The following is a 24545-nucleotide window of genomic DNA, read 5'->3' as shown; positions in this document are numbered from 1 at the left end:
TATTCTTATGTAGGAGAAAATATTGCAGCAGGGCGTTCTACACCAACGGAGACTATTAATCAATGGATGAATAGCCAAGGGCATCGTGAAAATATTCTCAATAGTAATTACACAGAAATTGGTTTCGGTTATTCACATTTAGATTCAAGTAAATATCGGCATTATTGGGTACAAGTATATTTTCAAATAAATGGTAAAAAATCGGTGAACCCAACTTATTTGTTGGGCGAGAACAAGAATTTGAATTATTTAACAATTGGATAGCCAACATTCCAAAAAGACTATCCAAATCCAAAGTAATTTTAGCACGCCGAAAAAGTGGAAAAACTGTTTTCGAGGCAAATGTACAACGCATCTGTAATCAACTTTGGAGTGCTAATGGAAAAGTTATTCCATTTTATTTTGACTTTGCTGAAAGCAAAATTTGGTATCCAGATTTAGCAATAGATTATTATCGTGCTTTTGCTTCACAGTATATTTCTTTTATCGAACGAGATAATAAGTTAGTTCAGGAACGATTATCATTAAAACAAATTCGAGAATTTGGTATAAAAAAATCATATCAACTCTTAGTTGATGATATAGATTCAATGTTATTTGATAAAGAAAATTTGTTATATGATTCAATGTGGAAAACTGCTTGTTCAGCACCACATCGCTTTGCTAATTTTTATGATCAAGGATTTTTAGTCATTTTAGATGAATTTCAAAATATTACTCAATATGTTTATCGAGATGAACAATGCAAAGGTGAACCAGATGAAACCCTAGCAGGTAGCTATCATTCTCTATCTGAATCAAAATTAGCACCGATGTTAGTAACTGGCTCCTATGTAGCTTGGTTAATTCAGGTTATTAATAAATATTTAGAAGCTGGCAGACTGAAAATAACACGTATGTTTCCTTATCTTACTAAAGAAGCTGGCTTACAAGCAGTTTATAAATACGCTGTCTTTTATAATCAAGCAATCAATAAACCGCCATAGAAATTAATGAATTGTGCATGTCTGATCCATTTGTTATTTATTGTGTAATTCAAAGTGACTATGAGAACAAAGATTTAACTACTCGTAAAGGAGTAATTGATACGGTTAGTTATGAATTTTCAGATAGAGATTCTGAAATGTCAATGACTTGGAATGAATATTTAGTATTAACCTTAGATCAAGTAAATGATAAAAACGCTAAAAATATATTACTTTGGTTATACAAATACCATAAGCGTTTTTGGAATCCAATTCAGTTAAAAAAGGAAATGAAACTTGCTTTGGATATCGATGATATTTATCGACAATTAATTATCCTATCTAATGCATAAATTATACAAAGAGGAACTTCAGACTATCAATTTAAAGCATTAAAGGATGGTACACTTAATTTCATTATTAAAAATCGTTTTCAAGAACAAATTCTTGGAATTGTGCCTGATTTAGCTCCGCTGACTTCGTATAAAACAAGACTTTGCCGATAAACTAGTTGCAGAAAATAAAGGCTTACAAGGTAAGGTTAATTATTTATCTGGCAAATTAGCTGAATCTCAATTAGCCACTGCTTTTAGAAGCAAAAAACGTTTTGCCCTGTCTGAATTTTTTTCAAATGTAAGTGATAATACAGTTTTAAACATTGTTGAAGTGAAAGAACGAATTCAATTTCAGCGTCAAGATGGTAAGGTTATGGAAGTTGATATTGCCGCTATTTCTGATTGTGGGCGCATTGTATTAGTTGAAGTTAAGAAAACTAAGGCTAAAACTGCTGCTAAGATTATAGATGACTTTCAAGAAAAAGTTGAGATTTATCAAGATTTAAATTCAAATAATGTGATTATTTCAGCTTTTTTATCACTTGGTGGTTTTACTGATGAGGCTATTGGGAAATGTAAGATGCTTGGAATTGCAATTGTTTTGATGTTTATTTAGCTGCGCTGACTTCGTATCTTAATTCGTTGTACTAAATAAACGAATTAAGTTTAGTCGGATAGGGAGCATTTTATATTTTTTTCAATTCATTAATTCAATCTCCGCCTCACTAAATCCAGCCGCTAATCGCGCTTCAACATTAGGCATCTTAACACTACCTGTAAAATATTCACTCATTAACTTTTTAAAAGTTGTTTCAGATTCTAAACTACGTTGTTCACAAAAATATTTAAACCAATATGAGCCAATAGCAACATGTCCAATTTCATCACGTAAAATTATTTCTAAAATTTTCACTAAATGAGATAAGCTTTGTGATTTTAATTTGGCAATAATTGGCGGTGTTGCATCTAAGCCTCGCGCTTCTAAAACTCTAGGCACTAAAGCCATCCTAACTAACACATCATGTTCTGTTTTAACCGCCATTTCCCATAATCCATTATGAGCAGCAAAGTGACCATAACTATATTCAAGTTTTTCTAATTGTTCATTTAATAAGCTAAAATGATAAGCTTCTTCATAAGCAACTTTAATCCAATCATCATAAAATTGACGAGGCAAATCTCGAAACCGATATACTGCATCCCATGCTAAGTTAATTGCATTAAATTCTATATGAGATATTGCATGTAATAATGCCGCTTGCCCTTCAATAGTAGAGAATTTACGGCGCGGCACTTTAGTTGGTGCTACTAAAACTAGCTTTTTTGGTAAGCCGGGCATTAAAATAGTTTTAATTGAACTATTGCTATTAAGGTTTAATTGCCCTAATTGCCATGCTTTTACCGTAGATTGTGTTAATTCTAGTTTTTCAGTCGGATCAGTTGCTATAATACATTGATAAGCTGCATCAAAAAGATTTTTTGTCATATATTTATAATGAGGTAATTATGTCTAATTCTCAACAAAACGGGGCTATTTTAATAGTTGTCTTATGGTTCATTGTTATTGTCACCATCATGGTAGCTACTTTATCCAGTGAAACACGCTTGTCAACTAAAATTGTGTTTTATAACAAAATGGGTTTACAAACATGGAATGATACTCTTGCGGCTTTACGCGCTGCTGAAATGGAATTACTCATCAATAAAATGCCTGATCCACCGGGAACAGAGGAAGACATTGATTTAAGTCTGCGTCGTGATAAAAAGTTTCGTTTCAATGGTGAGGTGTTAGAACTTGCCTATCCAAGCCCAGAAACTGTCAATGTACGTATTTATAATAATGCTGGTAAAATTAATATTCAAAAATTATCTAAGGCTAAAGTACGCGAATTATTAGAAATGTTTGTTGGTATGGAAGATCTTGAAAGGCTCACAACATTAGAAAATGCGTGGCAAGACTGGATAGATAAAGATGATATGCCGCGTTTAGATGGAGCTGAAAAAGATTATTATGAAGGCTTAACCCCACCTTATGAACCGCGTAATGCACCCATAGAAACAGTATCAGAAGTTTTATTAATCAAAGGATTTGATGAAGTCTTTAAAGATATAGAGATGGAAAATGTCTTTACTGTCTATGGTGGAACCGTTGATGGTATCAATCCTAATTTTGCCAGTCGTGAAGCTTTAATGTTATTACCGGGCATGGATACGAGTATTATTGATCGTATTATGACAGTCAGACGAGTCAAAGAAATTAAGTCAGTTAAGGATTTTGCATTTTTAGTGGAACCAGAACAAATGGCATTATTTCGATCATGGGTAAAATTTTCGACAAGTAATTTTTATACAATTGCCATACAAACTAAACCGGTTGCTGAAATTGCAGCAATTCAAGCTAAAAAGGCTGAAGAGCAAGAACAAGAAGTAGAAGAAGCTAATGAATTAGAACCAGAAATTGATGATCCATTTCATATTCCAGCATCAACATCAGAAAAACAATCTGCTTATATGGTAACAATACAACCTAAAGGGAATAATCAACTACCTATAATATATAAGGTGAATCCTTATGGGGTTTTACCTGATACTCGTCATGAACATATTCCCATTGAAAGATTGCAAGAAATGTTAGAAAATGGAATGTTGGAACTTGAAGGTGCAGAATTCAATGGTGGTGGTAGCTCAATGCCCTTTTAAATAGTATTGGCATAAAATTTGAAATCCATATTTAACACTAGATAAAATTATAAATTACATAAAGTGTTAAATATGAATAAAACCATCAACCTGTTTGATCTTGATTTTATTTCTGCTCCAAATCAGATACAAATTTTGGATCAAATTATAAATGCTAAAAGTTTTACAGATAACGAGGAAAAAATTCCATTCCTCATTACACCCAATGCTGATCAAATAGTAAAATTAGATCAAGTTGAACATAGAACTTTAAAGAAGGAACTAAGCAAGGCTTCATTCATTCTACCTGATGGGCAACCTATAATTTGGTTTAGCAAGTTAGTTGGTAAACCATTACAAGCCAGATTAGCAGGTAGTGATTTATTTCCTCAAGTATGGCAACGCGCTAAAGAAAAACAACAAAAAATTTTTATCGTTGTCAGTAATGAAAGTTTAGGTAAAAAACTTAAACAAGATTACGAAAATATTGAATATTATGTGCCACCTATGTTTGATCTACATACGGAAGGTTTTAATCAGACATATCAAGAAATTCTAAATCAAATTAAAGAATTTAAACCTAAATATTTGATTATAGGTGTAGGTTTTCCTAAACAAGAATGGTTAGGTTTATTTGTTCATAAAACATTAAAACAACAAAATATTCAATCACCACTAATTCTATGCTTAGGTGCGTCTGCGGAATTTTATTTAGGAATAAAAAAACGAGCACCAAGGTTTTTACAAAAAATCGGATTAGAATGGCTGCATAGATTACTAACAGAACCAAGAAGAATGTGGAAAAGATATATATTAGGTAGTGTATCTTTATTAAGTTTGTTTATTAAGGAAAGGAAAAAACACATTTCTCAAAAAACGACTACAGATGGAGAATTAACACATGAATAAGCCAGATATATCTATTATAATAGTATCTTTTAATACTGTTGATTTGTTGCGTGATTGCCTACAATCTTTGGCTAAAGAAGCCGGTAATGTTAATTATGAAACCATTATAATTGATAATGGCTCAAGAGATGGCTCGGCTGATATGGTAGAATGCGAATTTCCAGAAGCTAAATTAATTCGTAGTGATATTAATTTAGGTTTTGGTGCTGCTAATAATCTTGGTTTTGCCAAAGCGCGAGGTGAATATGTAGTTTTACTAAATTCAGATGCTTTTTTAAAACCACAGGCACTAGAAAAATCTTTAGCTTATATGCAAGCTGATTCTACTATAGGGCTTGGTGGCGCACGTTTAGTTGGTGCAAAGGAAGAATGGCAACCATCAGCTCGTATGTTTCCAAGTTTATTAAATGAATTTATTACCACATCAGGTTTAGGGGATAAATATCCGAAATCACGGTTTTTTGGTCGTGTAGATCGAACTTGGGCTGATCCAAATCAAGCCGCTATGGTAGATTGGGTGCCGGGTGCATTTTCCATCATTCCGCGTCGTGTACTTGAAGAAGTTGGTTATTTTAATGAAGATTTTTTTCTTTATTATGAAGAAGTTGAACTGTGTAAGCGAATTAAATCCGCTGGTTATAATATATGGTATTGGCCAGATGTAGTAGTCACACATTTAGGAGGTGAATCTTCCAAAACTCTAACACAATTTAGTATGTCTGATTCTGGCAAGCAAATTTATTTATGGGAAATGCGTAGTGCCTTGTTATTTTACCGTAAACATTATGGCAAATTCTCAGCATGGCTATGGTTGTATATGAAACGCTTATGGTTTAAATTACGTACTTGGAAAAACTCCTTCAGTAAGCAAACTGAAAGGAAAAACAAAGCGGCTCTATTTACAACAGTGCAAAAATTACTAAAGCAAGCATGGGTTGATACTGAAGGTGGACGTATTTCACCACCACGCCCTTGGTAATTTATAACTTGACTTATTTTTCTTAATAAGTATAATGTATGTGGTTTTTATTTCACCCATGAAATAAAAACCAATCTATCGATACTTTCTAAATTTTTCTTCCCTTTTCCTAAAAAATACTTGATTAATTTAGTAAAGTACTCAAATATCATAAAGGATATAAAATAATGAAACTTACAACTAAAGGACGCTATGCCGTCACTGCAATGTTAGATTTAGCAATTAATCGTGATCATGGCCCTATAACATTATCTGATATTTCACAAAGACAAGGTATTTCCTTGTCTTACTTGGAACAATTGTTTTCCCGTTTACGTAAAAGGGGTTTAGTCGATAGTACCCGTGGTCCGGGTGGTGGTTATCGTCTAAGTCGTGCCGCTGAAGCAATTGCTGTTGCTGAAGTGATTTCAGCAGTTGATGAAAGTGTTGATGCTACTAAATGTAAAGGTTTAAAAAATTGTGGTGAAGATAGTCGCGCTTGTTTAACTCATCAATTATGGAGTGATTTAAGTGGTCAGATTCATGATTTTTTAGGCAGCATTAGCTTAGCTGAAGTACTTAAAAAACGTCCTAATGAAGTTTCTGAAGAACTTACACGACAAGAAGAAGCTAAATCAGTTAAAAAAGTAGCGCCGCAAGTAGCCGCTGCTTAATTGTTACTCACATGCGTGCGGGAAGCCATTTGACTTTAAATAAAACAAAGAGAGAAGTATGAATTTACCAATTTACCTTGATTATTCAGCCACCACACCAGTTGATCCTCGTGTGGCAGAAAAGATGATGCAATATTTGACTCAACAAGGTCAGTTTGGTAATCCTGCATCACGTACACATAAATTTGGCTGGGATGCTGAAAAGGCAGTAGATGAGGCAAGGGTGCAAGTAGCTGCATTAATAAATGCAGATCCAAAAGAAATTGTTTGGACATCTGGTGCCACAGAATCAGATAATCTAGCTATTAAAGGGGTTGCTCATTTTCATCAAAAAAAGGGCAAGCACATTATTACTAGTAAAACTGAACATAAGGCAGTATTAGACACATGTCGTCAGTTAGAACGCGAGGGATTTGAAGTGACCTACTTAGATCCTGAAGCTAATGGCTTGATAGAACTCAAAAAGTTTGAAGCCGCTATTCGTGATGACACAATATTAGTAAGCCTTATGCACGTTAATAATGAAATTGGCGTGATTACAAATATTGCCGAAATCGGTGAAATTACTCGTGCCCGCAAAATATTATTTCATGTTGATGCAGCTCAAAGTGCTGGTAAGGTGCCTATTGATCTACAGACTATGAAAGTAGATTTAATGTCTTTTTCAGCCCATAAAATTTATGGTCCCAAAGGTATGGGTGCGCTTTATGTGCGTCGTAAACCACGTGTGCGTATAGAGGCACAAATGCACGGCGGAGGGCATGAACGAGGTATGAGATCTGGAACTTTGCCTACTCATCAAATTGTTGGTATGGGTGAAGCCTTTCATATTGCTAAACAAGAAATGGCAGTTGAGAACGAACGTATTAATCAATTACGTAATCGTTTGTGGGAAGGCTTAAAAGATATGGAAGAAATTTATATCAATGGTGACTTCGATAATCGTATTCCGGGCAATTTGAATGTCAGCTTTAACTTTGTTGAAGGCGAATCATTAATAATGGCATTAAAAGATTTAGCAGTTTCCAGTGGTTCAGCCTGTACCTCCGCTAGTTTAGAGCCGTCTTATGTGTTACGAGCCATAGGGCGCAATGATGAACTGGCGCATAGTTCGATTCGTTTTAGCTTTGGTCGTTTTACTACTGAAGAAGATATTGATTATTCTATTCCTCTTATTCGTTCTAAAATTGAGAAATTACGTGCATTATCCCCATTATGGGATATGTATAAAGAAGGAATAGATTTAAATTCTATTAAATGGGAGCATTAGATATGGCTTATAGCGACGCAGTTTTAGATCATTATGATAATCCACGTAATGTGGGTGTAATGGATAAAGATGATCCATCAGTAGGTACTGGTATGGTTGGCGCACCTGCCTGTGGAGACGTAATGCGCTTACAGATTAAGGTAAGCGATGAGGGTGTTATTGAAGAAGCGAAGTTTAAAACTTATGGTTGTGGCAGTGCCATCGCTTCAAGCTCATTATTAACTGAATGGGTAAAAGGTAAAACTTTAGATGAAGCGGCAGCAATCAAAAATTCTGAAATTGCTGAAGAATTAGCACTTCCACCGGTTAAAATTCATTGTAGTGTGTTGGCAGAAAGTGCGGTTAAATCAGCTATTTCTGATTATCAATCAAAACAAAAAGCTGCTTAATTTATGGCACTAACACTTACTGAAACCGCAGCTAAACACATTGAAAAAAGTTTTGATAGTCGAGGTAAAGGCATAGGTTTACGTCTGGGCGTAAAAACTACTGGTTGTTCTGGTATGGCTTATGTTATGGAATTTGTCGATACTCTTGATGATCAAGATCAAGTCTTTGAATCTCAAAACATTAAACTTATTATTGATCCTAAAAGTTTGATTTATATTGATGGTACTGAACTTGATTTTGTACGAGAAGGTTTAAATGAAGGTTTTAAATTTAATAATCCTAATGTTAAAGATGAATGTGGTTGCGGTGAAAGTTTTACCGTCTAATTATGTCTTTATCTGCTAATCATTTTGAGTTATTTCAAAATGCGGTTACTTTTGAGATAGATATAAATAAACTTTCTGAAAGTTACCGCAATTTACAACGTACTATTCATCCTGATAAATACGCCAACGCGCCAGAAAGAGAGCGTCGCTTAGCGATGCAAAGGGCGGCGCAAATAAATGAAGCTTTTCAAACTTTAAAAAATCCTATCACACGCGCACTGTATATATTGCAATTGCAAGGCATTAACACCAATGATGAATACCATACCACAATGGATGGTGATTTCTTAATGATGCAAATGGAATTGCGTGAACAGTTGGCTGAAATTACGCAATTAGAGCAACTTAATGAGTTTTTAAGTCGTATTGAGCAATATCAAGACAATTTAAATCAGAAATTAAGTCAACAATTTGCTGAAGAAAATTTGCAACAAGCTCATGATTCAGTGCGTCAATTTCAATTTTTTAATCGTTTACATGAGCAAGCTCTTCAACTTGAAGAAGAACTTATTTAAAATATGGCGTTGTTACAAATCAGCGAACCGGGGCAATCTACTGCCCCACATCAACACCGTCTTGCCGCTGGCATTGATTTAGGCACTACTAATTCTTTAGTTGCTACTGTGCGTAGCGGCATTGCAGACACTCTTCCCGATGCTGACGGTTATCATTTATTACCCTCGATTGTACATTATGCTGATGAGCCGCTAGTTGGTTATGCTGCCCAAAAATTAGCTAATAGTGATCCTCTTAATACTATTGCGTCTGTGAAACGACTTATGGGGCGTGGGTTAGCAGATATTAAAACTACTGGCACACGCTTGCCTTATGATTTTGTCGAAACTGATGCAATGCCAATGATTAATACAGCGGCAGGAAAACTTAGCCCAGTACAAATATCGGCAGATATTCTTCAAAATCTGAAACAACGAGCAGAAAAAAGTTTAGATGGTGATTTAACTGGTGTAGTTATTACTGTGCCGGCTTATTTTGATGATGCACAGCGTCAAGCTACTAAGGATGCTGCTACTTTAGCCGGTTTAAAAGTGCTACGTCTGTTGAATGAACCTACAGCAGCCGCTGTTGCTTATGGTTTAGATAAAAATGCTGAAGGTATTCATGCTATTTATGATTTAGGTGGTGGTACTTTTGATATTTCAATTCTACGTTTGCAAAAAGGCGTATTTGAAGTCATGGCAACTGCTGGTGATTCTGCCTTGGGTGGCGATGATTTTGATCGTTTGATTGCTGAATGGATTATGCAACAAGCTGGAATTGCTGAAGATGCTGAACATCAGCATATTCGTCAATTGTTGGAAATAGCGCGAACTGCTAAAGAGACTTTAAGCACTGAAGATTCTGCATTGTTAAATGTTAAATTCATTGGATGGCAAGGTGAATTAAATCAGCAACAATTTAAGCAGTTAATTGATCCATTAATTCAAAAAACCATTATGCCCTGTAGGCGAGCATTGCGCGACGCTGGATTAACAGTTGGTGATATTAATGATGTGGTAATGGTTGGCGGTTCAACTAGAATGCCGCGTGTACGTGAAAAAGTTAGTGATTTTTTCAAATGTGAACCACATGTTGATATTGACCCTGATAAGGTTGTTGCTATTGGTGCCGCTATTCAAGCTGATATTTTAGCTGGTAATAAGCCTGATGATGAAATGTTATTGTTAGATGTAACTCCATTATCATTAGGTATTGAAACTATGGGTGGTTTAGTAGAAAAAATTATTCCTCGCAATACTACTATACCAGTAGCCAAGGCACAAGAATTCACTACTTTTAAAGATGGGCAAACAGCAATGGCTGTTCATGTGGTGCAAGGAGAACGTGAGTTAGTTACTGATTGCCGCTCATTGGCTAGATTTGAGCTACGTGGAATTCCTGCTATGGTTGCAGGATCAACACGAATTGTGGTTACTTATCAAGTAGATGCTGATGGTTTACTCAGTGTATCTGCAACAGAAACAATTACTGGAATACACAGTGAAATTACTGTGAAACCATCTTATGGCTTAGAAGATCAAGAAATTGAACGCATGTTAAAAGATTCATTAGAACATGCGAAAGATGATGTAGCAACTAGAACTTTACGCGAACAACAAGTAGAAGCAGATCGTGTAATTAATGCTTTACGAGCAGCACTGAAAATAGATGGTGATCGCTTACTAAAACAAGACGAATTCTTAACTATCAATACAGCCTTAGATCAGTTATTAAAATTAAAAGATGGTACAAATGCTCAGGCAATTAAACGTAGTATAGAAAAACTTGATGAAGTTACAAAAGAATTTGCAGCTAGAAGAATGGATGCCAGCATTAGTAAGGCTATGAAAGGGCATACTGTCAATGAATTTATGGAGAATTAAATAGATGCCAAAACTAACATTTTTACCAGAAGGTAAAGAGATTGAAGTAGAACAAGGAATAACTATTTGTGATGCGGCATTAAAAAATGGAGTTGAAATAGAACATGCCTGTGAAAAATCAGCCGCCTGTACTACCTGTCACATCATTATTAGAGAAGGTTTTGACTCACTAGAAGAGGCAAGTGAAATAGAAGAAGATTTGCTTGATAAGGCATGGGGATTAGAACCAGAATCACGTCTAAGTTGCCAAGCATTGGTAGCAGATGAAGATTTAGTAATAGAAATACCAAAATACACAATTAATATGGTATCAGAAAACCATTAACAGAGGATAAGACTCATGAGCTTAAAATGGACAGATACACTAGACATTGCAATAGAACTCTATGAAAAATATCCAGATATAGATCCACAATATGTAAATTTTCCAGATTTACATAAATGGATTTGTGAACTAGAAGACTTTGATGATAATCCAGAAGCTAGCGGCGAAAAAATTCTGGAAGCTATTCAGATGGCTTGGATTGATGAGGCTAGTTAGTGACTTAGACCTGACAGGTTTTTAAAACCTGTCAGGTCTTTGGACTATTATTTTAATTTTTAAAACAAATTTCCCCCCAATATCCAGCTCGTTCCAGAGCATCTTTTTTAAGTTGTTCTGACATGGTTTCAAATGGTGCAGAATAGAATTCTTTCCATGCGCAGCTCATTGTCATGTTTTTGCCTTTGTGTATTCTATATAATATTTTTCCTTTTTTGTTGTTATTCTGTATGCTTGCATATATTCCACCTATACAATTCCTTTTTGCTCGGCAGTAGATATTCATTGAATATTTTGTTATATCAATTGGTACTAATTGCCATTTGTTGTTGATTTTGTCAATAATAGCAGCCACATTGCCGTTTGGCAATTGAGTGAGTGCTGATCTAAACATTTCTGTTGCTAGTTGTTTTCTCTCGGTAAATTCCTGTACTGTTGCTGGTTTTAGCTTGGTTTTAATTAGTTTTTTTTTTCTGACTTTATTTGGACATGATTTTGTTATAAATTGCAGTGTGTCAGTTTCAGAAAATTTGATCTTATCCCATTTTGCCGCTTTGAAATCTGTGGCTGTGATTAAAGCTGTTTGAATAGATAGTTGTTTCTGTTTCAATAGTGTTGCTGTATCAAAATTAAAAGGCAGTATTTTGGTTAAATTAGCAATTGCTGGAGTTGCCGCTATACGAGTGCGTGCATTTGGTAATAGTCTAGTTGCTGGTATTTCTAATTTTGTGATCAAGATTTTTTTCAATTTCCATAAGTGATCTTCAAATGTGTTAGTTGTTTCTGGTTTTTTGAGTTTTAACAGTGAAGTTAATGACTTGGTACGTTCAACTAATAGAAATAATTTGTAATCTTTGCCATCTGCTGGAATTTGACTGGTAGCAAATCCTATTTTGATGGCAGGAATTTTTGAGTTAATTGCCAAAGTTAGTTGGTTTGGCATTGAACATTTAGTTTTTGTAGTGATTGGAGTGCAAATTTGTGCGTTGTCTGTTTGTAATTCATCTAAACAGATAGTAGCAGCACTAAATTGACTATAAATACTGATTGTTGAAATTAAGATTGCTTTTTTTAACATTGTTATTATCCTTGTATTGCCATTGCTTGTATGCCTTCTAAAAAACGTTTTTTCATTTGTTCTTCATTTTCTACAGGAGAAATATCTTCATTTATATTTATTTGTGTAGGAGCTTGGGTAATATCTCGCCCTATTAATCGTTTTGAAAAACGGCTAAGTTTTTCATGTGTACGAAAATTTGCTATTGTTAAACCATTGATATATAAATCAACAAAGCCTTGTTCGCGTATGGAATAATGATGAGATTCTAAATAACCTTCCTTTTTAAAACCAAATCTAACTGTTTGTTCTTCTGAAGATTCATTATAGTCATATACATATGTATAAATCTTATTTAAATTATAGACATTAAAGGCTAAATCTAGCATTAAAAGTGTAGCTTCAGCACCATAACCTCTTGATTGATATTGTTCTTCAAATAAACCAATTAGAAATTCAGCTCGTTTATGATGGGGTGCATAATCACCAAATGCTGCTACACCAATCGCACCATGCTCTTTATGTTCTATCATAAATTCTAAATAACCTAATTGAGTTGGATGAAGTTCAGTGCGTTTTTTTAAACCCTCAACTAGTTGTTCTTCTTTTGGAGTGACGTTATTAGAACGGTAGAGGCGGATAAAAGATTCATCGTCGTAGGCTTTTAATAAGATTGGAGCGTCTTTTGGTTCGGTTTGACGTAGGTGTAATGATTTTCCTTGGTTGGAGATAATCATGGGTTTTTATCCTCAAAAGGGCAACCACAAGGGATTGCCCCTACATTAATTAAAATTTACTACTTCTCATAAGTACTGGGAATTGATATGAATTATTATTTTCATCAATAACTTCAATCACTGATTGTATATCGCCTGAACCAAATAAGTTGGTTAAGACTTGAGTTGATAGGCTGCCTCGTGGAAAGGTTCTTATATATGTATATAATTTATCGCCATTACTTAGTTGTTGTTCTTCTGTTAATGGGAAAGAACGTTGACCATTATTTTGTTGCCATGTTACTGATTTGATAGCGGCACCACCGGGGCGAATCATAGCTTTTACTTTATAACAATTATCACCAAAATCTACTAGTGTTGGATCAAAACCTGCGGCTAATACCATTGGCATTAGGGCTGTAGGACCTTGTGCGGTGTAGATTGGTGATGTTGTATCTAAGTTATCGTTTAGTGGCATTTCAGCATTATTACCAAATTCTAAATTTGGAAATGAATGGTGATTACGATTATGATCGGCTATGGTAATTACATATTGACCAGCCTTGGTACCAAATACATTGGCTAGGGGTACATCATTAGGTAGAATATTGCTTTCTAAGCGAATTATCCATACTTGATCTCCATTTTCCCATTTACCAACTTTTCTCATTGGCCAACCTAAACCTAATGAATTCATACCGTTAGATTGAATAGGATCAACGGTAACATTAGCAATTGGATTGCTACCTTCACGTACTGTTGCTATGACATCAAAGGTTTTGGTATTTTTACCAATTACCGGTGGATCAAAGCCAGCCATAACTACTTGTGGGCGTATTCTGATTTTACGACTTGAGCATTGTCCTTTTTCAACAGTAGGTTCTTTGTTGTCAAGACAAGGGCTGCCGGGGCAAGTTCCACAACCTTCTGTGATTCTTTCAATGTCAATTGAAGTGGATTCACTTTGATTATCAGTATCAACCGCAGTAATGTTGATTGTATTTTTACCTACTGCTAAATCAATAGGTGCAGTAAAAATACCAGTACTCATTGTAATATTAGCTAAAGTATCAGTTGTCAGATTTTTAACTTCTACACTTTGAATACCAACTTGTCTAGCATCTCGAAATAATTCTGCTAATTTTTGGGGATCACTTGCAGCCATTAAGGTGCCTTTGCCTGCATCTGCAATAGCTTGGTTTTCAGGTAGATTAAATGCCTCTGGACCTAAAGCAACAACATTGACTATAGCATGAGCAGAAGCGGCTGTAGCAGCTCCAATTGGATCTGAACCTCCATCTATACCATCAGTAAATACCATTATCACATGTGTAGCACCAGCACGACCATTAGCTTTTAGTTCTTCATCAGCTATTCTAATGCCTTCACCAATTGCTGTACCACCACCGGGCTTTTGGTGATCTAGTATTTGTTGATTAATTGCAGGTATAACAGTATTTAATTTAGCTAAAGGTACATTTAATGTCGCAGTTGATGTAAAAAATACTAAACCTAATCTTAAATTAGCATCTGGACCAAAACTATTTAATAGTTCTGTAACAGCATTAAAACGTGTAGCAGCAGGATCAGTATGACTTAAACTACCTGAATCATCTAAAACTAGTATTATATCAATACCTTGACCACCACCTACTCCGGTTGCAGTACCAGTTAAAATGAAATGATTATCAGCTTGACTGCAACTAGCAGTGGGTTTATCAAGATTGATAGTTGGGGTTGCATATATCGGTGACGTGAATATTAATAGGATAAATAAAGTTAGGAATTTCTTGGACATGTTATTTCCTTAATAGGATTAATGATACTATCAGACCTGTCAGGTTTTTAAAACCTGACAGGTCTTGACTTATTCAAACTAATGTGGTTTGCACATTATTCTATTTACCACCAGTATTAGGATTAGTAGCCTCTGTCTGATCATGACCACCACCATCAGATAGTTGACTACCACCTTTACCATCAGTAGATCCATGATTTACATTATCACCAGCGGCACAGTTATTAGGAACAAATCCGATAGTATCAACTTCTGATAAAATCATTTCATCAAATCTTCCGGCATTATAATTGCTTTTACTTAATAAAGCTGCTTGGAAATAGACTTTTGAATTATCGCGTATAAAGCCGGGTAAGACGCTAGTATCGAAGTTAAAATTAAAACTTACTGCACTATGTGGTCTTGGATCAGCAGCTCCTAAACGACTAGAACCTTGAGTTAGAAGTCTTTGAGATGGAATATCCATAATTGCTACTATTTCTAATCCAGAAAGATCAATACCTAATTTATTTGTTGATTTAGGAGTAGGTATTTGTGGAGTAGGTGAAAGTTGAGAACTATATACTAGAAATAGCATCTGATCTTGACCTTGTGCTAATACATCTCGCACTAGAAATTCCACAGCCATGAAATTATGAGTAAAAGGATCAACTGCAATTGTTAGATCATTAGGTACAGTATTGGTTGAACCTTTAGTAGTGTTAGCGTCTGGATTAGCACAAACGCTAGCATTATTCCCCGCAAATTCTTCTAATGTCAAATGATTGACACCTAATTGGCTTTTGCCGCCTTCAGAAGTGCCATCACCACCGCCTTTTGCCCAAGCTGGACTTGTAGCTAACATAGTCGCGCCCACTAGGGCTTTTTGCATTGTTTTTTTATCAATTTGATTTGCCATTTTTTTTATCCTCTCATTTACCACTGGTGCTGTTAATTTCAACATTTTCAGCTGTTATGTTAGTTGATTTAGTCAATCCACCCTCATCATCATTACCTACAGTTTGCTGACCAGCTGTACAATTATTAGCAACAAATCCGATAGTATCGACTTCAGATAAAATCATTTCACTAAAGTTTCCAGCATTAAAATTGCGTTTGCTTATTAAAGCAGCTTGGAAATAGACTTTTTCATTATCGCGTATAAAGCCGGGTAAGGTGCTTGTATCAAAATTAAAATTAAAACTTACTGCACTATGTGGTCTTGGATCAGCCGCTCCTAAACGAGTAGGACCTTGGGGTAGGAGTTTTTGAGCTGGAATATCTAAGATTGACACTATTTCTAAAGCAGATCTATCAAGACCCAACTTATTTGTGGATTTAGGAGTAGGTATTTGCGGAGTAGGTGATAATATAGGGCTATAAACTAGATACAATATGTAATCTTGATTATGAGCTACAACATCTCGTACTACAAATTCTACACTAATGAAATTGCCTTCAAAAGGATCAACTGCAATTGTTAAATCATTAGGTGTAACGTTAGTTCCACCTTTACCAGTATTTGCAGTTTCATCTGCGCAAACAGTCGCATTACGCCCCGGAAATTGTTCCAATGATAAATGATTAACACCTAATTGGTTTTTGCCGCCTTCAGTGGCACCAGCACCACCGCTTTTTGCGAAAACTGGAGCTGTCGCTATCAGCAATCCACCAGCTACAGTGTTTTGTATGGTTTTTTTCTTATTTTGACTTCCCATTTTTGTATCCTCAAATAAATTTTCATTGACTTCAGTATATATATTAATACATTTTATTAAAAATGCAAACTATTAATAAATTTTTTCTGAATATTTGATGATATTTTTTTTGGGCTTAGTTTCATTGGTTTCTGAGTCACATCTCGTCCAATTAGTCGTTTAGAGTAGCGGCTAATTTTTTCATAACTTCTAAATCTAGTTTCTGTCATAGCATCTACATATAGGTTTATAAATTGTTGCCTTTCTATTAAAAAATGATGATCTTTTAATATGCCTTCATGTTCAAAACCAAATTTGAGCATATTTTTATGAGAAAAATTATTGTACTCATAAGCGTATGCAAAAACTTTGTGCAAACCATAGGCGTTAAATGCTAAATCTAGTACTAATAATGTGGCTTCGGTGCCATAGCCAATTGAACGGTGTTCTGTTTCAAATAAGCCTATCATGAATTGGGCGCGTTTATGGATAGCAGCATATTCAGTTAAAGTGGCTATGCCAATTGCCCCATGTTGTTTGTGTATTATTAGATATTCTATAAAGCCTAAGTCTTCGATGCTGTAATTTTGACGTTCGTATAATTGTTCTTCGGTTAGTGGTGTCATATTGCTACCATAAAGACTCATGAATTCTGGGTTTTTATAGGCTTCAGTTAATATTGAGGCATCTTTTGGTTGAATTTGACGAATTTCTAGTGAATTACCTTGGTTAAATAGAATCATAAATATTAGCCTCTCCTTGGGGGCGATCTTTAAAGCGTCGATGTACCCATAAATATTGTTCGGGTGCGTTTCTAGTCTGTGTTTCTATCAGTTGATTAATTTTAGTAGCGTCTTGTAAAGCCCCTTGCATGTTTATAGCTGGCAATAATATTACTTTATAGCCATTTTCTATTCTTTGAGTGAAAAATGGAATTACAGCGGCACCAGTTATTTTAGTAATACGTGAAATTGCAGTATTAGTTGCCGCTGGAATTCCAAAAAAATCTGCAAAGAGGCTATTTTTATGTCCAAAATTTTGATCGCTGGCAAACCATAATGCTTTGTTTTGCTTTAAGCTACGTATCATGTCTCGCACTGCTTCGCGAGGTATGGCTTTTTCAGCACGACTTTCTCGGCTTTTTTGCATAAAATGTTCAATTACTGGGTTTTCATGTGGGCGATAGGTGGCATGAATTGCTGTGTGCATGGTTAAAAAGCGAGTGCCAATTTCTAGTGATGTAAAATGGGCACTTAGTAAAATTACGCCTTTGCCGCGTTTTAATGCGGCATCTAAGTGTTCTAAGCCTGACACTGTTCCTAGAGATTTTAGACGTTTATCTGGCAACCACCATGCACTTAACATTTCTAGTAATCCCATTCCTAATGATTCAAAATGTTGACGTACTAGTTTATGTTGTTGTTTTTCATTTAGTTCAGGAAAACATAGTTTGAGATTTATGCTTGCAATTTTACGACGACGATTAGCAAGTTTATAAAATAATAATCCTAGTTTTTTGCCGGTAAAACGTTGCCATCTATGTGGTAAACGGGTTAAACTCCATAATAAGCCTATTCCAGCCCATAATAGCCAATAACGTGGTTTTAGTAAGGTAATAAAATTTGAGTTCATTAGTTAGTATCCAGTTGTTTATGATTCTTAATAACTCATGTTACGCACAGTTGTTCTATCTGTTTATAAATTTTGTAGGTTGGGTTAGATTATCAAGCGTAGCGCGATAACGTAACCCAACATTTAATGGCACATTTTTGTTGGGTTACGTTTTTTTACTACGTAAAAAAATCTAACCCAACCTACAGGATATATCAATGTTAGAAGGCTTGTGCGTAACATTTTATCTATCAAGTAGATTTAATTATGTGTATTCGTTTATCCACGTAATTCGTTGTACTTATTTACTTATCTTACGCTGACTCACTGCCATTAAGTTAAGCGAATTTGAACTCCTGAAGTTCTAAAATTACTTTAATTTGTTCTATTTGTGTTTTCATAAATATTAGCCTCTCCTTCCAGGCGATCTTTTGATATTAATATTGTATGCTTAGCAATATTTGAACGAATATTTTTTTCTAAGTTAGAAAATGGTGCGTTTTGTTTGTAATAAACAGCATAAAAGTTATATTCACCACTTTGAAATGTGTCAGGAATTTTCGGTAAGTTAAGAAGCCGTAATTTGGATTTTATTCGGGATTTTTTAAAAGGCTTAGGATAAATGCTAAATGGTTCTGAATTATCATTTGTTAAATACAGTATTCGTCCGTCTGGTCGTTGTATGGCAACTAGTAAGTCCACTTGACTATATGATGTAATTTGGCTTATGTCTTCAAGATCAATCGTGATTGGTTCATTAATTTGGTAAACTGTTTTGACTTCTGTAAAGTTCAGGCAAGAGATATTATGAGTATTATCATATACTAAGGATGTTTTAGCAGGCAGTTCGCTATTCAAATAATCAAAAGAATAATCTGGGCATGGTTTACAAACAGTAGGAATTTGGCTACGAAAACTAGTTCTGAAATTTTGATATTGTTGATTGTTCCAAATTTCTAAAAAATTCTGTTGAAAGATATTTCCAAAAGAAATTATGCTAGAATCTGCGCAATTCATACATGGTGTTACATCGCCATTAACGGTAATAAATACACTGTTCCATGGCAAGCTACAAGCTGCTTTATTTTCATGGAAAAATTTTATTTTTAATTTTCCTGATTGATTTATCTTTTTGCAAAGTTGTAAAACTTTATTAAGATCTTGATTAAAGTCTTGCTTTATACTTATATTTTGTTCTGTATAGGTGGTATTAAGCCCTGTAATAATTAGTCTATCTATTTCAAGAGTGGAAATAAAATTGATTATATCTATCAGTTCTTTTACATTTTCACTCATTGTAACGGTACTAATACCAATTAAAGGAGTCTTACTGTTAGCTGCTTTTTTGCAGTCAATTAAAGTTTTGAGATTTTGAATAACTTTTTCAAAATTTGAACCAACTCTAATAGATTCATACTTTTGAGGATTCACGCTATCTATAGAAATGTAGATGTTGCTCAGCCCAGCTTCAATTAATTTATTAATTCGTGTTTCATTAAACAATGTGGCATTAGATACAAATTCTGTTTCAATATTTCTATCATGACATATTTTTATCATCTCATATATGCGTGGATTATTTAATGGTTCACCAATACCATATAAACCTATTTTTGTTAGAAATGGAAACTGTGATAGAATATGTTTAAATTCATCAAGAGTTAATTTTCTTTTAGGAGCTTCAATATCATCTATTGGGCACATTATACAATGAAGGTTACAGATATTTGAGACTTCAACTTTAATAAAATTTGGGCTAGCTAATACGTTGAACGAGCGAGATTGGAATGATTTATTTAATAAATCATTATTTATAGTTTCAATTGATTTATTTTGCATAATATAACTCTTTAATCATAAACATTAACTTTTCCTTCCGGGCGATCTTTAAAGCGTCGATGTACCCATAAATATTGTTCGGGTGCGTTTCTAGTCTGTGTTTCTATCAGTTGATTAATTTTAGTAGCGTCTTGTAAAGCCCCTTGCATTTTTATCTATCAAGTAGATTTAATTATGTGTATTCGTTTATCCACGTAATTCGTTGTACTTATTTACTTATCTTACGCTGACTCACTGCCATTAAGTTAAGCGAATTTTACCTCTTGAAGTAAAATGTTCTAAAATTACTTTAATTTGCTATCCTTGTAATTTTTAAGGTAAACATAATAAGGTAATAAAATATGAGTTCATTAGTCAGTATTAAAAATTTTTCAGTTGCTTTTGGTAACAAAGAAGTTGTTCATAATATTAGTTTGGATATTCAAGCCGGCGAAAAATTAGCCTTAGTTGGTGAATCCGGTTCTGGTAAATCAGTCACGGCTTTATCTATCTTACAATTACATGATAAGCGGCGTGTTACTTATCCTAGTGGTTCTATAGAATTGAAGGGTAAAAATTTGCTCGAATTTAGTCAAACTGAATTACGCCGTGTGCGTGGTAAAGATATTGCGATGATTTTTCAGGAGCCAATGACTTCTTTAAATCCTGTTTATCCTATTGGCACACAATTAATAGAACCTTTATTAATACATGAGAATATCAGCCGCGCTGCCGCTCGTCGTCGTATGATTGAGTTATTGGATTTAACCGGTATTCCTGAACCTGATAAACGTTTTAATGTTTATCCTCATACATTATCTGGTGGGCAACGTCAACGAGTTATGATTGCAATGGCTTTGGCTTGTAATCCTAAATTGTTGATTGCTGATGAGCCTACTACTGCATTAGATGTCACAATTCAGTTGCAAATAATTGAGTTGTTGGAAAAGATGCAACAGGAATTTGGCATGGCAGTATTGTTAATTAGTCATGATTTAAATTTGGTAAAACGCTTTGCTAAACGCATTTGTGTGATGCAACAAGGCAATTTAGTTGAAACTGCCACTGTAGATAATTTATTTAAAAATCCTCAACATTCTTATACCAAACACTTATTAAATAGCCAACCTGAACGAATTCAAACTGAATATGATTACAGCTCCAAACCTGCCCCTTTATTAAAGGCTAATAATGTTAATTGTGAATTTGTAATCAAAAATAGCAAAATTAAAGCGGTTGATAATGCCAATATCCAGATATTACCCGGAGAAACTGTAGGTATTGTTGGAGAATCAGGCTCAGGTAAAACAACATTAGGCATGTGTCTATTAAAATTACAAGATTGTAGCGGCGATATTGATTATTCGCAATTAAAGCCTTTACGTCGTAGTTTTCAAGTAGTTTTTCAAGATCCTTATTCTTCCTTATCACCACGTATGACGATAGAAGATATTATTGGTGAAGGCTTAGTAATTCATTCTCCAGAATTAAGTCGTAAGCAACGACGTGAACGTATTATCAATATCTTAACTGAGGTAGGATTAGAAACTAATGTGTTAAAACGTTATCCTCATGAATTTTCAGGTGGGCAACGACAACGTATTGCGATTGCGCGAGCTGTGATTTTAGAGCCAAAATTAATTTTACTAGATGAACCAACATCTGCTTTAGATGTATCCGTACAAAAACAAGTGTTAAAATTATTAGAACAATTACAACAAAAGCATAATATCAGTTACTTATTTATCAGCCATGATTTAAAAGTAATTCGCGCAATATCTCACCGTATAATTGTAATGCGTCATGGTAAATTTGTGGAACAAGGTGAAACTGAGCAACTATTTAAGCAACCACAACATGATTATACACAGGCTTTATTACACGCATCTTTATTTACGGTATAATCATTATTTTTGCATTGGATTATAAATAATGTCATACATACTGGATGCTATCAAAAAAGCAGAACGTGAACGCAATGTAATTCAATTTATTGATTATAGGAATAAAATATCATACCAAGTACCAGCTTGGCAACGAAAAACTATTATATCCATAGTAATTATGATGTCTCTAATAATGTTATTATGGCCTCAACTACCATTGATCCCAAAAAAGACTTATATTATTAAACCTACAATTTATCAATCCATGCCTCTATATAGAGTATATAATTATACTCCTACTACATCTATGATAAGCTCTACCAAGATTTATCATCGTGATGAAAAATTAAGTTTTTATAAGAAAAGAAGCAGAAAATTGATTGATTATGAAAATTAAAAATCGTTGGAATAAACGTGCAAAACCGCAAACTACTGAAGATATAGCAGGAGCATTAGGTTTTATTAGTTGGACAATTTCTGCTAATGCAGTATTAGAATTAGAAAAGAAAGGTTATGAAACGACAAGTAATAACCATCGTCTGGATATAATAGGAGAGTTTTTAACATTTTTGCTGCAAGTTGCTGATAGATTAGCCTATAAACAAATGGATGATGAAAAGCGGCAAACTTTTATTGTTGCTTTAGCGCAACATATAGCAGATACTTTTGCTGGAAATAAAACAGATTTATTAGGAGAAGGTGAATACCGTCAAGCGTTTATTGATTTAATAAATAAACGAGCTGGAGAGTATGCTGAATTAAGCTTTAAAAATGGTGAAGCTGGCTTTGATTTTCTACGTTATTTTGGCGAACAAGTCGAAGCTTTGATGAAAGAAAAACATTTTGCCAGCCAACAAATTATGGATATAGAAGCACCAGATGCAATTAGGGAATTTAAACAGGCAATGACGAATTTATTTAAATAAAATAATTTCAGTTTCTGGAAATGGCCTATTTTTAGGCCATTTTGGATTTTGATACCATTCCGGTTTTTCGCTTGATATATACAATGTTCCCGTCTTTAAGTCTCTCCAGCTATATATAATAACTATATTAGTTATAGTGTCTTTTTCTATACGACATGTTTTATGAATCGCAATACAAGCATTACCACAAGCTTTGCCTCGTTTGCATTGTATTGCTTCAACATTTGTATAAATAATATTTAAGCTAATTATTAAAAATATTTTCAAACGCCAGTAAATCATCTATAGTCTCACGTCTCCGTATTAGAATCACACGATCTTTATCTACCATTATTTCTGGTATTCGTGGGCGACTATTATAATTAGAACTCATGACAAATCCATAGGCACCGCTACTACGTATTGCTAATAAGTCGCCTTCTTTTAAAGCTAAGTCTCTGTTTTTTCCTAAAAAATCTCCAGTTTCACATATTGGTCCAACAATATCATAGTTTTGTACTGGTTCATCTTCTCGTGGTTTGACTGGCACTATTTGTTGCCATGCACTATATAATGCTGGGCGAATTAAATCATTCATTCCAGCATCAACAATCGCAAAATTTTTGTCAGCGGTGTTTTTTAGATATTCTACTTGGGTGAGTAAAATACCTGCATTGGCTGCAATCGCACGCCCGGGTTCAATTAAAATTTCATATGGAAAGTCATCGCCTAATACTTGTGTTAATGCTTCTACATATTCATTCGGTTTTGGTGGAGTTTCATCATCATAAACTACTCCTAAACCGCCACCTAAGTCTATATGTTGTAATTTTATACCTTGAATGCTTAATTTTTCTATTAATATCAATACTCGTTTTAAGGCATCTACAAAAGGCTCAGTTTCAGTTAATTGTGAACCAATATGACAATCTATACCGGTAATTTGCACATTGTCTAATGATGCTGCTTTAGTAAAAATATTTATTGCATCATCAATTGCAATACCAAATTTATTTTCTTTTAAGCCGGTAGAAATATAAGGATGGGTGTGAGCATCTACATCTGGATTGACTCGAAATGAAATTGGAGCAGATTTACCCATGTTAGCGGCAATCTCATTTATACGATATAATTCTGCCTCAGATTCAACATTAAAACATCGAATTCCTACATCTAAAGCGCGGGAAATTTCTGCCTTTGTTTTACCTATGCCAGAAAATACGATTTTTTCTGCTTTTCCACCTGCTCGTAATACCCGTTCTAATTCTCCACCTGATACAATATCAAAGCCGCTGCCTAAACGTGCTAATATATTTAAGATCGCTAAATTGGAATTGGCTTTAACGGCATAACAAACCAAATGCCGATAATTTTTTAAGGAATTATCAAAAACCTGCCAATGTCGTTCCAATGTAGCGCGAGAATAGACGTAACAAGGTGTACCATAAGTTTCAGCAATGCTGCTTAAATCGACATTTTCAGCATATAAGCAAGCATCGCGATAATCAAAATAATCCATTAGTTTTTATCCGTTATTGTTTGTTCTGATGGTAATGGGCGTATTAAGTCGCCTTTTTGACCACAAGCAGTAATACTTATTACAAGTAAGGTAATTATTATAGTTACTATTTTCATTAAAATTGCATCCTA

At 34.4% G+C, this 24545-nt stretch carries 30 protein-coding genes and 1 pseudogene; 18 read left to right on the top strand and 13 right to left on the bottom strand.

The features are described 5' to 3' along the window. Window positions 1–6 precede the first annotated feature (6 nt). From BHU68_RS13810 to BHU68_RS13795, 4 genes and pseudogenes are all read left to right on the top strand, one after another. Window positions 7–264, top strand: a pseudogene (locus BHU68_RS13810) (CAP domain-containing protein); the annotation flags it as partial. Between the two features lie 326 nt (window positions 265–590). Next, window positions 591–986: a hypothetical protein gene (locus tag BHU68_RS13805; protein ID WP_069472680.1), complete on the top strand. Its 396-nt coding sequence runs from the start codon at window positions 591–593 to the stop codon at window positions 984–986. Window positions 987–1003: 17 nt separating this feature from the next. Beyond that, complete coding sequence (locus BHU68_RS13800) at window positions 1004–1318, top strand: hypothetical protein (protein ID WP_069472681.1); 315 nt, start codon at window positions 1004–1006, stop codon at window positions 1316–1318. Window positions 1319–1631: 313 nt separating this feature from the next. Next, entirely contained in the window at window positions 1632–1916 is a 285-nt protein-coding gene (locus BHU68_RS13795; protein ID WP_069472682.1) for a hypothetical protein, read from the top strand. A gap of 81 nt (window positions 1917–1997) precedes the next feature. On the opposite strand, the gene BHU68_RS13790 is transcribed toward BHU68_RS13795, so the two are convergent. Beyond that, window positions 1998–2786, bottom strand: a complete 789-nt coding sequence (locus BHU68_RS13790) for a ferritin-like domain-containing protein (protein WP_069472683.1) — start codon at window positions 2784–2786, stop codon at window positions 1998–2000. A gap of 20 nt (window positions 2787–2806) precedes the next feature. Here BHU68_RS13790 and BHU68_RS13785 point away from each other — a divergent pair, with 20 nt between their 5' ends. The 11 genes from BHU68_RS13785 to iscX all read left to right on the top strand — a co-directional run bounded on the left by BHU68_RS13785 (window position 2807) and on the right by iscX (window position 11428). After that, window positions 2807–4000: a type II secretion system minor pseudopilin gene (locus tag BHU68_RS13785; RefSeq protein WP_069472684.1), complete on the top strand. Its 1194-nt coding sequence runs from the start codon at window positions 2807–2809 to the stop codon at window positions 3998–4000. Window positions 4001–4072: 72 nt separating this feature from the next. After that, a complete protein-coding gene (locus BHU68_RS13780; protein ID WP_069472685.1) occupies window positions 4073–4888 on the top strand; it encodes a WecB/TagA/CpsF family glycosyltransferase in 816 nt (271 codons plus the stop codon). Further along, window positions 4881–5867: a glycosyltransferase family 2 protein gene (locus tag BHU68_RS13775; protein ID WP_069472686.1), complete on the top strand. Its 987-nt coding sequence runs from the start codon at window positions 4881–4883 to the stop codon at window positions 5865–5867. Before BHU68_RS13780 ends, BHU68_RS13775 begins: the two co-directional genes overlap by 8 nt. Before the next feature lie 167 nt (window positions 5868–6034). Beyond that, window positions 6035–6520 carry a Fe-S cluster assembly transcriptional regulator IscR gene (gene iscR, locus BHU68_RS13770; protein ID WP_069472687.1) on the top strand — a complete coding sequence of 162 codons (486 nt, stop codon included), beginning with the start codon at window positions 6035–6037 and terminating at the stop codon, window positions 6518–6520. A gap of 58 nt (window positions 6521–6578) precedes the next feature. Next, complete coding sequence (locus BHU68_RS13765) at window positions 6579–7790, top strand: IscS subfamily cysteine desulfurase (protein ID WP_069472688.1); 1212 nt, start codon at window positions 6579–6581, stop codon at window positions 7788–7790. A gap of 2 nt (window positions 7791–7792) precedes the next feature. Next, window positions 7793–8179, top strand: a complete 387-nt coding sequence (gene iscU / locus BHU68_RS13760; RefSeq protein ID WP_069472721.1) for a Fe-S cluster assembly scaffold IscU — start codon at window positions 7793–7795, stop codon at window positions 8177–8179. Window positions 8180–8182: 3 nt separating this feature from the next. Then, window positions 8183–8506 carry an iron-sulfur cluster assembly protein IscA gene (gene iscA / locus BHU68_RS13755; protein WP_069472689.1) on the top strand — a complete coding sequence of 108 codons (324 nt, stop codon included), beginning with the start codon at window positions 8183–8185 and terminating at the stop codon, window positions 8504–8506. Window positions 8507–8508: 2 nt separating this feature from the next. Next, window positions 8509–9021 (top strand): Fe-S protein assembly co-chaperone HscB, encoded by a 513-nt coding sequence (gene hscB, locus BHU68_RS13750; protein ID WP_069472690.1) that lies wholly within the window; start codon window positions 8509–8511, stop codon window positions 9019–9021. A 3-nt stretch (window positions 9022–9024) separates the two neighbouring features. Next, window positions 9025–10887 (top strand): Fe-S protein assembly chaperone HscA, encoded by a 1863-nt coding sequence (gene hscA, locus BHU68_RS13745; RefSeq protein WP_069472691.1) that lies wholly within the window; start codon window positions 9025–9027, stop codon window positions 10885–10887. A gap of 4 nt (window positions 10888–10891) precedes the next feature. Further along, entirely contained in the window at window positions 10892–11212 is a 321-nt protein-coding gene (gene fdx, locus BHU68_RS13740) for an ISC system 2Fe-2S type ferredoxin (protein WP_069472692.1), read from the top strand. Between the two features lie 15 nt (window positions 11213–11227). Next, complete coding sequence (gene iscX / locus BHU68_RS13735; protein WP_069472693.1) at window positions 11228–11428, top strand: Fe-S cluster assembly protein IscX; 201 nt, start codon at window positions 11228–11230, stop codon at window positions 11426–11428. Between the two features lie 52 nt (window positions 11429–11480). Here iscX and BHU68_RS13730 read toward each other — a convergent pair whose 3' ends face one another. The 9 genes from BHU68_RS13730 to BHU68_RS17010 all read right to left on the bottom strand — a co-directional run bounded on the left by BHU68_RS13730 (window position 11481) and on the right by BHU68_RS17010 (window position 20274). Beyond that, on the bottom strand, window positions 11481–12506 hold the full coding sequence (locus tag BHU68_RS13730) for a hypothetical protein (protein WP_069472694.1): 1026 nt from the start codon (window positions 12504–12506) through the stop codon (window positions 11481–11483). Between the two features lie 5 nt (window positions 12507–12511). After that, entirely contained in the window at window positions 12512–13222 is a 711-nt protein-coding gene (locus BHU68_RS13725; RefSeq protein ID WP_069472695.1) for a GNAT family N-acetyltransferase, read from the bottom strand. 49 nt (window positions 13223–13271) lie between these two features. Next, window positions 13272–14999 (bottom strand): vWA domain-containing protein, encoded by a 1728-nt coding sequence (locus BHU68_RS13720; protein WP_069472696.1) that lies wholly within the window; start codon window positions 14997–14999, stop codon window positions 13272–13274. 100 nt (window positions 15000–15099) lie between these two features. Next, on the bottom strand, window positions 15100–15897 hold the full coding sequence (locus BHU68_RS13715) for a hypothetical protein (protein ID WP_069472697.1): 798 nt from the start codon (window positions 15895–15897) through the stop codon (window positions 15100–15102). Between the two features lie 13 nt (window positions 15898–15910). Beyond that, complete coding sequence (locus tag BHU68_RS13710) at window positions 15911–16696, bottom strand: hypothetical protein (protein ID WP_069472698.1); 786 nt, start codon at window positions 16694–16696, stop codon at window positions 15911–15913. A 56-nt stretch (window positions 16697–16752) separates the two neighbouring features. After that, window positions 16753–17418 (bottom strand): GNAT family N-acetyltransferase, encoded by a 666-nt coding sequence (locus BHU68_RS13705; RefSeq protein ID WP_069472699.1) that lies wholly within the window; start codon window positions 17416–17418, stop codon window positions 16753–16755. Beyond that, window positions 17405–18307, bottom strand: coding sequence for an LpxL/LpxP family Kdo(2)-lipid IV(A) lauroyl/palmitoleoyl acyltransferase (gene lpxL / locus BHU68_RS13700; RefSeq protein ID WP_069472700.1), 903 nt, complete (start codon window positions 18305–18307; stop codon window positions 17405–17407). Before lpxL ends, BHU68_RS13705 begins: the two co-directional genes overlap by 14 nt. Before the next feature lie 354 nt (window positions 18308–18661). Then, window positions 18662–20125, bottom strand: a complete 1464-nt coding sequence (locus tag BHU68_RS13695; protein ID WP_069472701.1) for a radical SAM protein — start codon at window positions 20123–20125, stop codon at window positions 18662–18664. Between the two features lie 11 nt (window positions 20126–20136). Then, window positions 20137–20274, bottom strand: a complete 138-nt coding sequence (locus BHU68_RS17010; RefSeq protein WP_141699543.1) for an LpxL/LpxP family acyltransferase — start codon at window positions 20272–20274, stop codon at window positions 20137–20139. Between the two features lie 192 nt (window positions 20275–20466). Between BHU68_RS17010 and BHU68_RS13690 the strand changes: the two genes are divergently transcribed. Genes BHU68_RS13690 through BHU68_RS13680 form a run of 3 tightly spaced genes read left to right on the top strand, consistent with a single transcriptional unit; the run spans window position 20467 to window position 22916 of the window. Further along, entirely contained in the window at window positions 20467–22008 is a 1542-nt protein-coding gene (locus BHU68_RS13690; RefSeq protein WP_069472702.1) for an ABC transporter ATP-binding protein, read from the top strand. A gap of 28 nt (window positions 22009–22036) precedes the next feature. Continuing rightward, complete coding sequence (locus tag BHU68_RS13685; protein WP_069472703.1) at window positions 22037–22387, top strand: hypothetical protein; 351 nt, start codon at window positions 22037–22039, stop codon at window positions 22385–22387. Then, complete coding sequence (locus tag BHU68_RS13680) at window positions 22377–22916, top strand: hypothetical protein (protein ID WP_069472704.1); 540 nt, start codon at window positions 22377–22379, stop codon at window positions 22914–22916. Before BHU68_RS13685 ends, BHU68_RS13680 begins: the two co-directional genes overlap by 11 nt. On the opposite strand, the gene BHU68_RS13675 is transcribed toward BHU68_RS13680, so the two are convergent. The 3 genes from BHU68_RS13675 to lptM are packed head-to-tail and all read right to left on the bottom strand — an operon-like array spanning window position 22905 to window position 24530. After that, window positions 22905–23198, bottom strand: coding sequence for a hypothetical protein (locus BHU68_RS13675; RefSeq protein ID WP_069472705.1), 294 nt, complete (start codon window positions 23196–23198; stop codon window positions 22905–22907). The genes BHU68_RS13680 and BHU68_RS13675 overlap by 12 nt on opposite strands. Then, complete coding sequence (gene lysA, locus BHU68_RS13670; RefSeq protein WP_069472706.1) at window positions 23161–24414, bottom strand: diaminopimelate decarboxylase; 1254 nt, start codon at window positions 24412–24414, stop codon at window positions 23161–23163. The genes BHU68_RS13675 and lysA overlap by 38 nt, the downstream gene beginning before the upstream one ends. Beyond that, entirely contained in the window at window positions 24414–24530 is a 117-nt protein-coding gene (gene lptM / locus BHU68_RS17005; protein ID WP_141698863.1) for an LPS translocon maturation chaperone LptM, read from the bottom strand. The genes lysA and lptM overlap by 1 nt, the downstream gene beginning before the upstream one ends. Window positions 24531–24545: the final 15 nt, after the last annotated feature.

The sequence above is a fragment of the Candidatus Marithrix sp. Canyon 246 genome, from assembly GCF_001723685.1.
Taxonomy (GTDB): Bacteria; Pseudomonadota; Gammaproteobacteria; order Beggiatoales; family Beggiatoaceae; genus Marithrix.
Note: the sequence above shows the minus strand (reverse complement) of the source record. Positions and strands in the feature narration are given on the sequence as shown.